At 49.4% G+C, this 14379-nt stretch carries 14 protein-coding genes; 2 read left to right on the plus strand and 12 right to left on the minus strand.

Annotation, left to right across the window (positions count from 1 at the left end):
* Positions 1-327 precede the first annotated feature (327 nt).
* Positions 328-2496: a T9SS type A sorting domain-containing protein gene (locus tag K0B87_02465; protein ID MBW6513601.1), complete on the plus strand. Its 2169-nt coding sequence runs from the start codon at positions 328-330 to the stop codon at positions 2494-2496.
* Positions 2497-2528: 32 nt separating this feature from the next.
* On the opposite strand, the gene K0B87_02470 is transcribed toward K0B87_02465, so the two are convergent.
* The 10 genes from K0B87_02470 to K0B87_02515 form a co-directional block, all read right to left on the minus strand.
* Complete coding sequence (locus K0B87_02470) at positions 2529-3410, minus strand: hypothetical protein (GenBank protein ID MBW6513602.1); 882 nt, start codon at positions 3408-3410, stop codon at positions 2529-2531.
* Positions 3410-4963 carry a hypothetical protein gene (locus K0B87_02475; protein MBW6513603.1) on the minus strand — a complete coding sequence of 518 codons (1554 nt, stop codon included), beginning with the start codon at positions 4961-4963 and terminating at the stop codon, positions 3410-3412. The genes K0B87_02470 and K0B87_02475 overlap by 1 nt, the downstream gene beginning before the upstream one ends.
* A 143-nt stretch (positions 4964-5106) precedes the next feature.
* Entirely contained in the window at positions 5107-5556 is a 450-nt protein-coding gene (locus K0B87_02480; protein MBW6513604.1) for a hypothetical protein, read from the minus strand.
* Positions 5549-5800 carry a helix-turn-helix domain-containing protein gene (locus K0B87_02485; protein MBW6513605.1) on the minus strand — a complete coding sequence of 84 codons (252 nt, stop codon included), beginning with the start codon at positions 5798-5800 and terminating at the stop codon, positions 5549-5551. The genes K0B87_02480 and K0B87_02485 overlap by 8 nt, the downstream gene beginning before the upstream one ends.
* Before the next feature lie 55 nt (positions 5801-5855).
* Entirely contained in the window at positions 5856-6476 is a 621-nt protein-coding gene (locus tag K0B87_02490; GenBank protein MBW6513606.1) for a DUF3164 family protein, read from the minus strand.
* Complete coding sequence (locus K0B87_02495) at positions 6448-6897, minus strand: hypothetical protein (GenBank protein MBW6513607.1); 450 nt, start codon at positions 6895-6897, stop codon at positions 6448-6450. Before K0B87_02495 ends, K0B87_02490 begins: the two co-directional genes overlap by 29 nt.
* A 23-nt stretch (positions 6898-6920) precedes the next feature.
* On the minus strand, positions 6921-7556 hold the full coding sequence (locus K0B87_02500; GenBank protein MBW6513608.1) for a hypothetical protein: 636 nt from the start codon (positions 7554-7556) through the stop codon (positions 6921-6923).
* On the minus strand, positions 7553-8269 hold the full coding sequence (locus tag K0B87_02505) for an ATP-binding protein (protein MBW6513609.1): 717 nt from the start codon (positions 8267-8269) through the stop codon (positions 7553-7555). The genes K0B87_02500 and K0B87_02505 overlap by 4 nt, the downstream gene beginning before the upstream one ends.
* A gap of 12 nt (positions 8270-8281) precedes the next feature.
* Positions 8282-10429 (minus strand): Mu transposase C-terminal domain-containing protein, encoded by a 2148-nt coding sequence (locus K0B87_02510; GenBank protein ID MBW6513610.1) that lies wholly within the window; start codon positions 10427-10429, stop codon positions 8282-8284.
* Positions 10416-11069 carry a helix-turn-helix domain-containing protein gene (locus K0B87_02515; GenBank protein ID MBW6513611.1) on the minus strand — a complete coding sequence of 218 codons (654 nt, stop codon included), beginning with the start codon at positions 11067-11069 and terminating at the stop codon, positions 10416-10418. The genes K0B87_02510 and K0B87_02515 overlap by 14 nt, the downstream gene beginning before the upstream one ends.
* Positions 11070-11312: 243 nt before the next feature.
* On the opposite strand from K0B87_02515, the gene K0B87_02520 reads away from it, so the two are divergent.
* On the plus strand, positions 11313-12041 hold the full coding sequence (locus K0B87_02520; protein ID MBW6513612.1) for a hypothetical protein: 729 nt from the start codon (positions 11313-11315) through the stop codon (positions 12039-12041).
* A 307-nt stretch (positions 12042-12348) separates the two neighbouring features.
* Here the strand turns inward: K0B87_02520 and K0B87_02525 are convergent, their stop codons facing one another.
* Positions 12349-13242: a SagB/ThcOx family dehydrogenase gene (locus tag K0B87_02525; protein MBW6513613.1), complete on the minus strand. Its 894-nt coding sequence runs from the start codon at positions 13240-13242 to the stop codon at positions 12349-12351.
* 15 nt (positions 13243-13257) lie between these two features.
* Positions 13258-14355 (minus strand): ATP-dependent 6-phosphofructokinase, encoded by a 1098-nt coding sequence (locus K0B87_02530; protein ID MBW6513614.1) that lies wholly within the window; start codon positions 14353-14355, stop codon positions 13258-13260.
* Positions 14356-14379: the final 24 nt, after the last annotated feature.

The following is a 14379-nucleotide window of genomic DNA, read 5'->3' on the forward strand; positions in this document are numbered from 1 at the left end:
ATCTATCTGTCCGAGCCCTTGGAAAAGATCAGGGAACTACAGAAAAGACCCATACCGGTCGAGTCGCCGCGCGACGGGCTGGAGCCCTGCTCCGTCGGCTACGCCTCCTCCGCAGGGCTCCAGCCCGTCGCAGCAAGGTAGATTATTATGAAAAAGAACTTGACTTGGATTAACGAGGTGAAAATAATGCAATTGGTCGCTTGGCCTAACATAGAATGTGAGTAACGAGGGATATCAGATGCCCTCAAACAACCTGAGAAACAACGAGTTGGAATTTACACCAACATTTGGGACTCAACAGCCAAAGCCCGGGTAATGAGAGTAAACATGAAACGAATTCTATTTTTCTTGTTCTTAACTTCAGTAGTATCTACTCTACCATGTATCGAAGTTGGTGGTCACATTACTCAAAATGCTACCTGGACCCCTGACGACAACCCATATATCATAACATCCTTTCTTTATATTGATTCCGGGGCTACGCTTACTATCTTACCTGGCACACATGTACTGAGTTCTGGAGCAGATAAGAACAATATCAATAACTTCATGTGGAGTGGAAATAACCAGCCTCTGGCAAAGATGGTCATCGTCAATGGCACTATTAATGCTGTTGGAACATCTGATAATCCGATAATCTTCGACAAGTATCAGCCAGATCACGAATACAGATGGGGGTCTATTTACATTGGACCCAATGCACCTATATCTACATTTGAGTATTGTGAGTTCAGGAATTCCTTTTTCTGTGATTATATTCCTGGGGAATGGTCCTTGGCTGCAATTGATTTTGATAACGGGGTTATCAATATCAGAAGCTGTACATTCGATAATAACCTAAATGCCATACGCACGGGTTTTTTGCAAGATGATATTTTGATATATGACTGCAGATTTATATCAATAAATGATACTTATCCCACTCCGTTCGGTATGACCGGGTTTATAGGATTCAGTGCCGCTCCCGAACCGGAACCTGTGAATCATTACAAAGTAACAATAGCCAAATGCTACTTTACGGGGACGGCAGGATTGGGACCAGTTGGATATTATATGGATATCCTATATCTAAATAATGTTGCCGACAATTTTGTCGGTAGAAGTGAGCAATCGGGAGAACACAGATCCGAATTTGGCTCAGTAAGTAGCTATGGTAATTTGCTGAATAACGGCATGGGTGGTTGGGGGTGTTCATCATATGCTGTAACAGATACAGTTTTTGCAAGAAGGAATCAATTGATCAAGCCTGAGGATGCAAATCCCAGTAATTCTCCACTTATTCTTGGTTCAGACGGTTATGGAATAAACTATGTTTCAGATAACTTTTTGTCTGGCTGTGTTCAGGTTAAGACAATGATGGCAAATGCTACTACATCTTATATACATAACAACACCATAGAGAACAACTTTCCTGGACCGATATTAAAATTCGAGAATTTGAATCCTGCGTATCAGGATGGACAGATCAGGTTCTTTAACAATCTGGTAAGATACTTAGGATCTATTGAATCCTATGCAGTAAACGTCCAAGATACTTCTCCGTTTATATATAATAATACAATTCTCGGTTACAACACATTACATTTTTCTACAGGTAATTATCATACGATCTATACGAATAATATCATTGATATATCTTATGGTTTTGGGCAGTTTGATGAAGGGTTCTACCCATTATTATATAATAACTGCCTTAGTATCCCAATACCTCAGGGTTCATCTATTGTTGGAGATGGCAATATTGTAGCCTATCCCATGTTTGCGGACAGTTTGAATGGGGATTACAGTCTTTCAGCTGATTCACCGTGTATAGATGCCGGAGCTTACCATCCCGATCTTCCTGAATTCGATCTCAGGTATCACAAACGCATTACCCCAGGTGCTCCTGGAGGTCCTCGAACCATTGACATTGGGGCATATGAATACAACTCTTTCAACATCGGCGGGATAAACGGGTATGTTTATGATTCAGTATCAGGATTACCTGTTGACTGCGTGAAGATCGAGATTGTGAACAAATTGCCTGAATTCAGCGACTCCCTGGGTTGCTTCCAATATCCTTCCGGAGCGGGGATTTACTCTGTAAAAGTAAGCCGTTGGGATTATCAGGATTTGATTATTCCTAATGTAGTAGTAAATTTAGGTGAGGACACCATACTAAACATCCCGCTCGTGCGCACTAATGTAGCCAATGACGATAATACGCAGTCACCTGAACCCACAGATTTCGGCCTTGCTAATTTCCCTAACCCCTTCAATCCAACGACCACGATCAGTTTTATTGCCCCTCAAGCAGGAATTACCAAGCTGTCTGTGTTCAATATCAAAGGCCAAAGAGTGATAACCTTACATGACGGGTTCTTGACCAAAGGGCATCATCGAATAGTCTGGAATGGACTGGACGAGAGGGGATCTGCTGTAAGCTCCGGGGTTTATTTTGTGCGTGTTGAGATAAATGGTACATCTCAAACTCATAAGATGATACTTATAAAATAGTATCAAATAGATTTGCTACTACTTTATAGAATCTACTCTGTCCAGATCACCGTCGTAGTCCTACATTTCCAATGAAACGGTGGAAACGGAGTATGCGCTCCAGAGACACCGATCGGATTCATGTCTGAGTCATATTCGATCTGATCATCTTTGATCCAGGGTGCTAGGGCTTTGATGTATTCTCTGGCATCATTCAGGCTGCTGGACTTTGTATCCAGAGCCATAAGATTATCCATTACTTCGAGTGCATCGTTTAGGGGATAGACTTTATCCTGGGCAGCCAGAGCCCGGCAGATGTCACTGGTGCGATCATCCAGGATCACCACAAGTTTGTAGTATCTGGCTTTGGCTTTCTTGTAGCCCTGAAGTCTTCCGAACTCACGTATTCTCAGAGCGGTGTGCTCTGCCAGTCCTTGCCAGTAGTGAGATGAACGGTTGGCAAGGTCATTGAACTGGTCTTTGAGCGTATCGGCAAGCATCTCTTTGGTATAGCCTTGCTCGATGGCTTTGGAGAGGGTGTCTGCGAAGTTCTGCCGGACATCGGCTTCAAAGTGATTCCCGATCCAGAACAACTGCTGTTTCTGGATGGTTGTGGATAGATGCTGATCTTCAATGCCCCAGAGCCCGATGCTGGTCTTGGTTGGTGCTTGCACTTGGGTGTCTCGCAGTCCTAGCCGCACACAGCGGTCTATTATTGCCTTGGTGGGCTCATTGACCAGCGCTGCGAAGTCATCTCCCAACTGGGTATTGATGATGCTCATAAACTTATCTATGGAGTCCTTGTTGATCTTCTCTGCTCGTGGCATGTCACTCAGCATCTGGATGGCTAGTCGTGTAGCATCTCTAATCTCAGTTTTCCAGGCATTATTGAGGACCCGGTAGTACTCCAACATGAGTTTATCGTAGTAGTTCATTAGAAGCTGAATCTCCTGACTTTGACTCTGTTCCTGCCGATATCATATTCGGAGAAGCGTTCCAGACAGCCTGCCAGAGCATCACAGCCATCGATATAGCCATCAGGATAAGTGAGGAACTGAGAGATCAAGGTTGGTGTATCCTGTCCCTCCGGAAAGAGCACCTTAGCAGTCTCAATGATGGTCTCTGTCCTTTCTATTCTAAGGTTCTTGTTATCCTTGTTATCGATACGCTTGATGCGGTGTGATATTGGGGGCAGATGGTTGTCTTGTGCCCACCGATCGAAGTCGGCAAGGATACGTGCTTGACCGTAGGTGGTTTCACATGCTGCCCGGGCTTTCACTCTGTAGATTCTATCAAGCTCCTGGTAGGCATCATAGTAGTATCTGAAGAACTTGGTATTCTCTGTCTGACGTATCCAGACATGAATCACGTAGAAACGGTTACCATCATAGCCTATGGAGATAACAGCTTTGTAGCAGCCCTTCTCTCCCCAAGCAGGATCGGCATAGAGCCAGATCCGCTTCATCTGGGATGGTTCCGGCAGGGTTCTATACTTGGTGAACCAGTGGTTCTTGAAGATGTTGCCTTCGATTACCGGCTGTCCCAGCATCTCCCTTTGATAACCAGTTAGCCCGAACTTGGCTCGTAAACTTGGTAGCGTTGCTGTGGGGTATTGAGCCTCCCAGGTGGACTTGCCCTGCATATCTTCGAGAGAGAAACGCAGGATCGCTTTCTGGTGCGTTCTCAGGATCGATTGGTATCTTGTGTCCAGATCGGGATTATCTGCCAGCATTTCGCTTAATATGAGCTCCTGAAACTGGCAGATCGCATAGTTGGGGTGTACCAAGTTACCGAGCCAGACGATCTTGCCATTGCCCTCGGGAGATAATGCTCCGGCAAGCTCCTGGGAGATCTTCTCCATGCGTCTCTTGCCGATGGACTGGTTACCCATGTTCTCTTCTTTATCGATATCATCACAGACGATCAGTCCGGGACGTTTAGCAGTCTTGGGATTGATGGTTCCACGATGAGACTGCTTGATGCTTCTGGCTCTGATCCTGGCTTTGTTCTTGAGATAGAAGTCCAGATCGAACGCATCCACAGGCAGCAGCTCAGGATAATCTATGGTGAGCCGTTTATTGTTCTGCAACTCATGTAAAGTGAAAGCTGTGCGTTCCTGCGCCAGATCTACGTCTGCGGCAGTATGGATCACGTAGCGTTCACCTTTGATGATTCTCCAGATCGGATAGACCACTCCCATGAGTACCGTTTTGCCCAGCCCACGAAAACCTGTGATTCCGATGATGCCTGAGCCCTTATCAGTCTCATCGAACATAGTCTCATGTGCTGGGCAAAAAGGTAGGGGGAAGATATGCGGGAAATAAGTATGGCAGAAGAATGAGAAAGCATCCCAACCTGATTCAGTGGTGCGTCTTATCCGCTCTGCCTTGGCTTCAGGATTATCGTCTATAAAAGGCAAGACGGAGATCGTTTTGGATGCGATCTCCGTCAGAGCCTTGTTATGCCGTTGAATGAACTTCTTAGGCATAACCGGGTAACCCCCCGACGCCCAGGGGGACGGGCGTCGGGGACCCGGAGGTCGGAGGACTGACCATGTCGGGCTGTTGGCGTGGAGGGTAGGTAGGGTCTGTAGGCTTAGGCTTGGGAGGCCTTATGTAGGATGCAGGAAGGTTAACCATTTCTCACTCTCAGGTATTCCGCCAGATCGTGCAGAATGCTTTGGAACTGCTTAAGCAAGGTCTCATGCCCTTTTTCGATCATATAGTCGGTAACCTGATCTAGGAAGCGCACGATGTAATCGTTCAACTCCTTAGATGGCTGCCGGTCCTTCTGATCCTGCTTCATCATGCTAACCAGGCTCTGGATGGCAGTATCGGCAGGATTCTTGGCATATTCCCGGAGCGCTTGAATGAGTGCCTTCTTGCGGGCTATGGCGATCTCGTGGTCGAGTTGGTTCTCTTCCTTGAAAAGCTCGTCCCACTTGCCGCTCTTGACCCACTTGCGGACGGTGATGTCGGACACGCCAAAGATCACCGCCAGCTCAGTGGGATCGGTCTTGCCGTTTAGATAGGCTTCTTTGCAGTTGTCCCGCTTGATACGGAACTCACGGCTGTTACTCATACTCGGGGCGCACCTTGTGCTTCAGTAGATAGAGGTTGAGGTCTTTACCGGAGCAACGCAGCTGTCCGTTTTCTTTAGTTCTGAAAGCCGGCAGAGGATCACCGATGTCACGTATCCAGCGGTAGACGCTGGAGCGGTCTACCCGGAGGATATCGGCTATCTCATCGGTGCGGTAGGTGCGTTCATCATTGAAGATGCTCATTGTGTTCAGTTCCTCTGCAGTGTTGGTATTCATAGGTGCCATTATTCATTCTCCTGTGCTTTTATCAAATTGAGATGCATTACGCTGCCACTGTTTCTCATAGAGCAGGGAAGTTGAGGACGATCTGACGGAACTGCCCCGACTCGTCACGCTCGTAGAAGTTGATGTACTGCTTGGTGGCTACGACCTGGATGGCCTGGTCGATCAGTTCCATCGCTTCCTTCCAGGTTTGGTCTTTGATGTTGTAGCGGCGCAGACGCAGAATGCGATACTTGGCGATCTCACCTTTCTTATCTACCTGAAAGGCTTCGGTGATGATAGCTCTGAGATTGACGTTGGAGTCGGCTGACCAGGCTTTGAGGCACTCATCGATCTTCTGCTTGGCGAGTTGGAGTTCGATGCCGAATTGGATGCGTTCCTTGAACCTTATCTCTACCCGGTACTTACCGTCAAAGCTGTTGAGAACGGCATTGCCCTTCCACTCCAGGCCGTTCTTCTCGGCTACCTGTTGGAGATAGAGTTCCACGTCCTGAAAGAATTGGTTCTTGTCAGCTACCATACGGTCATGCAGCTTGATAGCTCGGTTGATGGTCTTGGTTACGATGGCATCTTGCTTGAGGATCTCCGGCTTGATGATCGAGACCGGGATGATCTGGCCGTTAGCGTCAATGCGGTTGGGTACGGATTTCTTAGGCTTGGGGGTCTTGGGGGTGTCCATTAGATGTCTCCTTGTTAGTTTTATTGTTGGCTTTCTTTTCATTCTGTTTGATGTAGTTCTGTAACATAGCTATCACAGCTCTGCGTTCCTTCTTGTTGAGTAGATTCCAGTGGCTTTTCTTGTAGTGGGTTATCATAAAAGTTCTCAGATCATAGATGCTCCAGCGGGCTCGCTTCATCAGGGTATGCATATACATCCCCTGCTTGTCATAGGTGTATTCGTCAGGACGCCCTACTTTCCGGGTAAGCATCAGGATAAGCTTTAGTTCAGTCAGTGTTAACTCATCCAATGCCCGGAGTGAATCGCCCAATCCCAGGTGCACGAGCAACCCTTTAAACTCCTCGACTGTCCATCCGAACTTAGTGACCCGTAGAGAGTGAATCTCTTGCCGCAGTCTTCGTTCTCGCTCTTCGCGTGCCATAGAACGTCTCCTTTCTTATTGGTTTATAGGTAGAAAATGCGTTGATGTCTGCTTAAGGACAGCATGGTCGCCTGGTTATAGCTATCAAAGGCTTCTATCTCCTTTTCCAGCGGCTCCGGGCCTTCCACTTTGAGTTTCCAGTCATCCATATCCTCTTGCTGCTTTTGCTGCTTACGCAACTCGGCACAGTGACTTATCAGTTCCTTGAGGATGCCCCGTTTGATCCTGATGCCGATCTTGCCTACGTCTTTCTTAGTTAACACGCAGTAGCCATGCTGGTTAACGCCTATCACACCAGCTGATGCTAATGCTTCCAGATAGCCAAAGACCCACTGGCGGCTTCTCCCGAAGTCTTCCGCGATGCCTCTAATCGAAGTGTATTGACCCTGCTCGATCAGGTTGAGAAGTGCCAGGGCTGCCTGGGGATCGAAGTTCCAGTGCGCTCGCAGCTGTTTATCCAGAGCAGTGCTGAAGCGATTGCTGCGGGCATAGATGGGCTCTCGGTTGCTGATCAACTTGATAGTCTTATCTCTGATCATTTCGACCATAACAGGCTCCACTTCTTCAATGTCCAGCCCAGTCATATTGGCGATTAACTCCGCATCGAAGGGCTTGTTGTACTGGTTTACGAAGTTCAATACGAGATCTTTGGCGGTCATAGATCTCTCCCCAGATCGAGGTCGGCGATACAGAGTTGGGGATTCTTCTCTTTGGCTCGTTCGATAATGTACATGATCTTCACAGCTTTACGAAGATTGCCTTCGCAGTTGAAGTCGATCTTGGTTACCACTGACTCATCCACTGGTATCTCCATCACTTCCTTAGCAATCTTGCGGATATCGTCCTTGCCCACTTTCTTGAACTCGTAGAAGTAATTGCAGCGGTCAAAGTAGTGGCGATTGATGGCGGCTAACTTATTCCGGGCATCTTGCATGCCAACGAGGACCACGATAGTTAGAGTGACGTCCACGATGTCCCGGATGGCACCCAAGAGCCGATCATGCTTGAAGGCATAGTCGATCTCATCGATCACGATCACCGTCTCCGGATTGTCATCCAAAAGTTTCAGGCAGTACTTGAAGATGTTGTTGGTGGTGCCGCTGGGTATGAACTCACCCAGTCCGAAGCGGCGATATAGTGCGGTTAAGAGATCGACCGCGAAGGACTTGGGAGTGGTAGTCGATTCCAGCCGCATGTAGATGTAGCCTCGCATAAAGGCGATACGGCTGGCATAGGTGGTCTTGCCCAGGCCGGGCTTGCCATAGATCAAGCCCAAGCCTACCATCTCGGTCTTGGGGCGGTTCATCAGGAACTGGATGCAGGCATCGGCCCTGACTACGTTCTTGATTTGCACGAGCTTGTTAGGTTTCATTCATCCTCCTGGTTAAATTATGCCGACTTTTTTCAGCATGCCGTAGAAGCTCTCGTCATCATCATCGTCCTGCTCTTCAGGGTCAGGATCGGCTGATGAAGTGTCTGATGAAGTATCTGTTTCGTTGTTCTTTGATTCAGGTAGAGTGGTTCCGAAGTTCTGCTCTTCCGGAGCTATGAACTCCAATTCGGGCAGGTCCTTGACCAGTTCCTGCTCCATCGCCTCGATGCGGTCTTGAGCCTCAGGTTCGGGAGCTGTGATCATGCTGCCTTGCTTGAAGGTGGGATTGGGTCCGCTCAGGCTTTCCTGCATATACGGTTCGAGAAGCTTATCCACAGCCTCCTGGTTATGTAGTACGAAGTCTCTGGCATGCTCTTCGGTGAGTTTCTGCAGCTTCTTGATTTGCTTGTATTCTTTCTTGAGGGACTGATGCGAGACCGGGTTGTTCTTATCGATGTGGATAAAGGGATGCTGGCTGCGTCTTAGCTCTGCCTGGCAGATGAAGTTGTCTTTCATGTCATAGACCAGTATCCACCTGGCTTCGGCATAGTCGTATCTGATGATCACCGGCTTGCCGATGTTGTCCATCAAGGCGATGTGCCAGTAGAGCAGCTTGTTGAATACGATGCCTTCGTTACGGATCGCCTTGCGCTCAGTAGCCAGCATCATGAAGTTGAGTTTATCCGGCCTGAGCATCCGATCTTCGGGTATCAGTGCGGAACTGAATACCTGCCAGGGTGTCTTGCCTTCCAATCCGCCATGCTCGGTCTCGCCATAGATGTGCCTGATATAGAAGCCGATCATCTGCATCGCTTCTTCAATCGTGGGTGGTTCAGACTTATACAAGGCCTTTGCCCACTTCTCGTTACGCATCAGGGTCGAGGGCTTGTTGGCTATGTTGGCTCCCCGGAAGCTGCTGATGAAGCGTTCGAACTGTTCCTGGAAGGTCCGGAAGAATCGTTCGATCACCTTGGCCTTGGCATTGTAGCTCTCTGCGAAGTGCGCTTCGATGCCTAACTTAGGAAAGACCCCACCCAACTCGACTTCCAGGTCATGGCCTTCCCAGGACTCATGGAATAGCTTAGATCTAAAGGCCTTGCCATTATCGAGATAGACCGCTTCAGGCACGAAGGCGAAGGGTGGGCGAGTTTGCACTGTGTTCCCTTCGGCATCCTTATCCAGATACCACTGTGAGGTATTGAGGAAGGCATGGCGGAAGGCTGCCTGGATATGCTGGCTATCCTCGGTAAAGGCGAGTGATCCACCCACTGGGTATCTGGAAGCCCAATCGAAGACCATGATCATGGTCATGCGTTGAGCTTTACCGGTATGGGGATTGAGGATATCAAAAGCCAGGGTATGTCCATCAGCCACCCAGACCTGACCCACTCTTAACAGCCTGGCATCCCGGTGAATGGTCTTGACTATGTGCTCTGCCACGTATTTGCTGCCCTTTCGGGTCTGTTCCCAAGTCGCCAGATGATTATCCCGCCACTCAGTACACCATCTTCTTAAGGTAGGCTTGCTGGTGGGTGACTCGTAGTAACCCATCCTGGCTTGAGCTTTGAGCATGTTGATGGCAGAACCGATGGTGATCTGGTTCGGATGCAGCAGTATGCTAAGCAGGACCTTGGACTCGGTCTCGGTCACCTTACGCTTATGGCTGATATTCTTGCCCTTATGAAGCAGTGCAAACATGTCCTGATTGGATTTGATATACTGGTCGATCCAGAGCCGCAGAGCTCGTTCTTTGCGCTCACCTCTAATCTTGTATAGCTCCGGGACGAGTTGTTCGCTGTTGTACTCGCTTACGATCAGCTTCCACTCTTCAACCTTGGAACTGCATAAGGACAATCGCCTGATGACCAGATTGCAGAAATGCCCCAGGAGCCTGGCCTCCCTCTCATGCTGGAGGGGCTGGCGTTCCCTGGGGCTTAGGTCAAGATAATCAGGTCGTTCACATAGATCCACTAGCGGTTGATCAGCATCCGGGACATTGTCTATCTCAGTAGGCTCTTCTTCCTTATATATAGGGGTAGGTTTGGGAACCGTTATTCTTTTGCCGATGACTTCACTCAATCGGGGGTATTTTCCCCGGTCGGAGAGTTGTTCTTCAAAGAAAGCGGTGTATTCTTCGGGGCTAAAGTCATAGGGATGCATTGTAATCACCATCCTCAGCTGTAGCGACTCGATATTGCGAGATGAGAGCGCTATTGAGTTTTTTACCATCGACTTCTATCCCAACTTCAAAGAACTCGTCCGGGATCAGGCCCCTGCTAGCACAGTCAGCCATCTCCAGATTATATATCTCTGGATCGGTCAGCAGGAAGGTTTTCATGACCTTGCTGCTTCTGTATGTAACCTGGTGCTTGTAGGATATGATCCTCTTACTGTTAACGCGTCTCCACACTGTTCGAGTGGAACAGCGCATCAACTCCGCTACACGCTCGACGGTCAGCCAGACCGCCTTGATCTTCCGCTTACTCATGCTAAGCCTTCTCCAATAAAATTCTTCTACCGGTAGAAGCACTTTGACAAATCCGCTATGGTGTTTGGTCATTTTGATCAGATCATCTGTCAAAGTGCTCTGACCAACTGTCAAAGTGCATGGTGAATTTGGCAGCACTTTGACACTGGACCTGCCTTTTTTGCTGTCAAAGTGCTCAAAGTATCTACTGATCAGCATCGGCAGGTTTTTTCTCCGATTGGGAAGCACTTTGACATTTGTCAAAGTGCTCGATGTGTCAAAGTGCTCATCCTTGACCACCATCTTCCCAGGCTCGTAACTGGTCGCTTTCATAAGCGCCTCCCATTAGTTATTGTTGGGTGCTACATTACTGCATCGCAATAACTTGGGAAGTCCTTTCTGCTCATTCCGAGAGCATTTGCAAACCTTCTGATCCTAATGGAAGAATCCGCTGCCGTATCACAACTATATAATTAGGTCTTGACAAAAAAGTTAGACAATTTATCTTGTCTACGGATGCATAATCTTACCCATACGGCAAAAGGTCAAGGGAAAAATGACTTTTTAGGAGGAATAATGGACCCTAACGATATCGGCAGCAGACTGGGAATGCTGATCAAATCAATGAAACTGAAGCAGTACCAGTTCACAGAAAAGTTTGGCATCTCTGCCAATTCTCTGGACCGCTACAAGAATAATGAGCGATATCCAGACCCTCAATTCATGGCCCGATTGATCGAGGCAGGAGTGAATGTGAACTGGCTTTTAAGAGGGGAAGGCTCGATGTTTATCCTGGCTCCCTGGGAGCTCGGAGATGACGTCAAGACTACCAAGAAAGTGCAGATCGTGGATGGTAAGCCGGTCTTAGTGAATGATTTTGATACTACTTACGTGCGTACTTCGATCTTCCCGATCGTAGCGGAAATAGCCGCCGGATCACCCATTGAAGTTCCCGAGGGATATGAGCCAGCGGAATCAGTCGAAGTTCCCACTCGCTACATTCCCTTCGGTACAGACAGCTATGTAGCCTTCAGAATCAATGGTGCCAGTATGGAACCTCAGATCTTGCACGATGACATAGTCTTAATCAAGAAGCAAGTCAGTTGGGATGGCACGAATGGGAAGATATGTGCGGTGCGCTATGAGACTGGTATCACCTTGAAAAGAATACACTTCGATGAGGCTCATAAGGGAGTTGCCCTCCAACCCCTCAATAAGGACTTTAAGATCGAGTTTATAGACGCTGATCAGAGTCAGTGGCTCACGATGATAGGGACTTTGGCACTTCAGTTACGGCTCTATTAAATGAGATAATAGTTTCAGAAAATCTGATGGTCTGAAAATACCCTAAAACTAGGGCAAATTTGCAAAAACCCTGATACCGAATCGTCCAAAAACGTCCAAAGACCACTGTGACACAGTCTAAAGCCAGTCCTATTCATCTCACAATCCTATAAACAGTTACGACCACTGTGACAGGTGAAACCCATTTGCAAGTTTGGGTGATACTTTATATGGGATAAGCCGGATCCGACAGGTGTGAAAAAGCCCTTCCCGCAAGGAAAGGGCTTGATATAGGATAAAGACAAATGAGGTGTTTTCAAGCGGAGCTCTATTTTTTTCCCACGGCGGCGACGTAGATCACAAACTCCTCGACTCCATCCACACCGAGGCAATCGTTCATTTCCTCGTCCTGGAAAGCGCCGATCATGCAGGCCCCGGCGTCCAGGGCTTCCGCGGCCAGATGGATGTTTTGTCCGATATGCCCGGCATCGATGTACAGATAGCGGTAGGAACGCTGCTGGTAACGCCAGGCAGTGCGGTAGGGAATGGCGGTGAGGATGACGGTCACGGCGGAATTGGCGGCCATCTCCTGTCCGAGGCAGCCGGTTGTGATCCTGGGGGCGATCGTTTCGGAGGCATCGGCCAAAACCAGGCAGTGCTTGAGCGGATGGTAATAATAGAGCCCGGGTTTGAGGCCCTCCACATTGTTGATCAGCAGATAGCATTCGAAAGGATGGCGGCTTCCGGCAGAGGGGACGTTGCGCATGGTGAACTCGATCCGTTCGTTGCTGCGGAAATCCCTGGCCCAGGCAAAGGTCCAGAGCAGAAAGGACAGTTCCTCCTGCGTGAATGGCTTATCCGAGTACTGGCGCAGGCTGCGGCGCTGTCCGATGGCCTGATGCAAAGGGATCTGGGGCATCTTGATCTGATCGACGGCGGGAATTGCGACAGGTTCCCCGGAGCGTGGTTTGACGGCATCCGGGCGCTGCAGGCCAAGTTCCTGGTCGCTGCGGTCCGAGTATAGATAGCGGGTGAGGCGGACAAAGTCTTTGCCGATTGTGGCGGCGCGGGTCCGGTCGGCCTCGATCTCTTTCAGGACGCCGGCCAGGCTCTGCTCCATCATGGAAAATTCGTCCTCGCTGAGCTTGGCCTCTTTGATGATCTCATCCCTGGCAAAGCCGCGGGTTTTGTAGTAGAGGTATTCAAAGGTCTTCATGTCCATGTTTTTCTCTCCTTCTCAATCTCCCAGGCAGATTCCCAGCCCTCGGGCAGTGTTGACCAGGTCGGATTCGGGATTTACATAGTTATATTCCTTGATCGCGTCCTTGATCGGCACGGCGATGATGTTGGGATGGCGATAGGCGACCATGCTGCCCCATTTCTTTTCCAATACGAGTTCGAAGGCCTTGACGCCAAACTGCGAGGCCAGGATGCGGTCGAAGGCGTTGGGAGTTCCCCCGCGCTGCAAATGGCCGAGGATGGTTTCGCGGATCTCCATGCTGCAGCCGGCTTCCTTGAGTTCCTGGGAAAGGCGCAATCCGGCCCCGCCCAGGCGCAATTTCATCCCCCCGGGTTCGTCATTTTCGGTGTAGGTCATTTTCCCCGCGATGGGTTTGGCGCCCTCGGCGATCACGATATTGGCAAAACCCTTGCCGGAAGAGACCCGGCGCTCCAGGGCGCGCATCACGGAATCGATGTCATAATCGATCTCCGGGATCAGGCAAGCCTCAGCCCCGCCTGCAATGGCGGCGTGGAGGGCGATCCAGCCCGCGTAGCGTCCCATCACTTCCAGGATCAAGAGGCGATGGTGGCTGGCCGCCGTGGTCACCAATTTGTCCAAAGCGTCGGTTGCGGTTTCAACAGCGGTTTGGAAACCGAAGGTGAAATCCGTGTCCGAAAGGTCGTTGTCGATGGTCTTGGGCACCCCGATGATCGGACAGCCCAGTTCAAACAGGCCCTGCGAGATCCGCTGCGAGCCGTCCCCGCCGATGTTGACAACCGCGCTAATGTTCTGATGTTTAAGGCGCTCCATGAAATCGGCGGAGCGATCCACCATTTCCCAACTGCCGTCGGGTTTTTGCACAGGCCATTCGAAGGGGCCGCCTTTGTTTGTGGTCCCGATGATCGTGCCGCCCTGCACATGGATTCCGGCAACGGTTTGGGGGGTTAATTCCACCAGTTTCATCGGGTCCAGCAGAATGCCGTTGAAGGCGTCGATGCTGCCCAATATTTCCCATCCGGGCTCGAAGGCGGCGCGTTTCACGATCGCCCGCAAAACAGCGTTCAAGCCAGGGCAGTCACCTCCGCCGGTCGCGATCAGGAGTCGTTGTTTCATTACTTGCTCCAAAGCCTCATATTT

This window comes from Candidatus Syntrophosphaera sp. (assembly GCA_019429425.1).
In the GTDB taxonomy this organism is placed as follows: domain Bacteria; phylum Cloacimonadota; class Cloacimonadia; order Cloacimonadales; family Cloacimonadaceae; genus Syntrophosphaera.

What these genes read in the sequence shown, in the direction of transcription:
- K0B87_02520 (MBW6513612.1), top strand. Translation starts at nt 11,313, where the DNA reads ATGGACCCTAACGATATCGGCAGCAGACTGGGAATGCTGATCAAATCA.
- K0B87_02495 (MBW6513607.1), bottom strand. Translation starts at nt 6,897, where the DNA reads ATGGCACGCGAAGAGCGAGAACGAAGACTGCGGCAAGAGATTCACTCT.
- K0B87_02490 (MBW6513606.1), bottom strand. Translation starts at nt 6,476, where the DNA reads ATGGACACCCCCAAGACCCCCAAGCCTAAGAAATCCGTACCCAACCGC.
- K0B87_02530 (MBW6513614.1), bottom strand. Translation starts at nt 14,355, where the DNA reads ATGAAACAACGACTCCTGATCGCGACCGGCGGAGGTGACTGCCCTGGC.
- K0B87_02500 (MBW6513608.1), bottom strand. Translation starts at nt 7,556, where the DNA reads ATGACCGCCAAAGATCTCGTATTGAACTTCGTAAACCAGTACAACAAG.
- K0B87_02515 (MBW6513611.1), bottom strand. Translation starts at nt 11,069, where the DNA reads ATGAAAGCGACCAGTTACGAGCCTGGGAAGATGGTGGTCAAGGATGAG.
- K0B87_02475 (MBW6513603.1), bottom strand. Translation starts at nt 4,963, where the DNA reads ATGCCTAAGAAGTTCATTCAACGGCATAACAAGGCTCTGACGGAGATC.
- K0B87_02525 (MBW6513613.1), bottom strand. Translation starts at nt 13,242, where the DNA reads ATGGACATGAAGACCTTTGAATACCTCTACTACAAAACCCGCGGCTTT.
- K0B87_02480 (MBW6513604.1), bottom strand. Translation starts at nt 5,556, where the DNA reads ATGAGTAACAGCCGTGAGTTCCGTATCAAGCGGGACAACTGCAAAGAA.
- K0B87_02470 (MBW6513602.1), bottom strand. Translation starts at nt 3,410, where the DNA reads ATGAACTACTACGATAAACTCATGTTGGAGTACTACCGGGTCCTCAAT.
- K0B87_02485 (MBW6513605.1), bottom strand. Translation starts at nt 5,800, where the DNA reads ATGGCACCTATGAATACCAACACTGCAGAGGAACTGAACACAATGAGC.
- K0B87_02465 (MBW6513601.1), top strand. Translation starts at nt 328, where the DNA reads ATGAAACGAATTCTATTTTTCTTGTTCTTAACTTCAGTAGTATCTACT.
- K0B87_02505 (MBW6513609.1), bottom strand. Translation starts at nt 8,269, where the DNA reads ATGAAACCTAACAAGCTCGTGCAAATCAAGAACGTAGTCAGGGCCGAT.
- K0B87_02510 (MBW6513610.1), bottom strand. Translation starts at nt 10,429, where the DNA reads ATGCATCCCTATGACTTTAGCCCCGAAGAATACACCGCTTTCTTTGAA.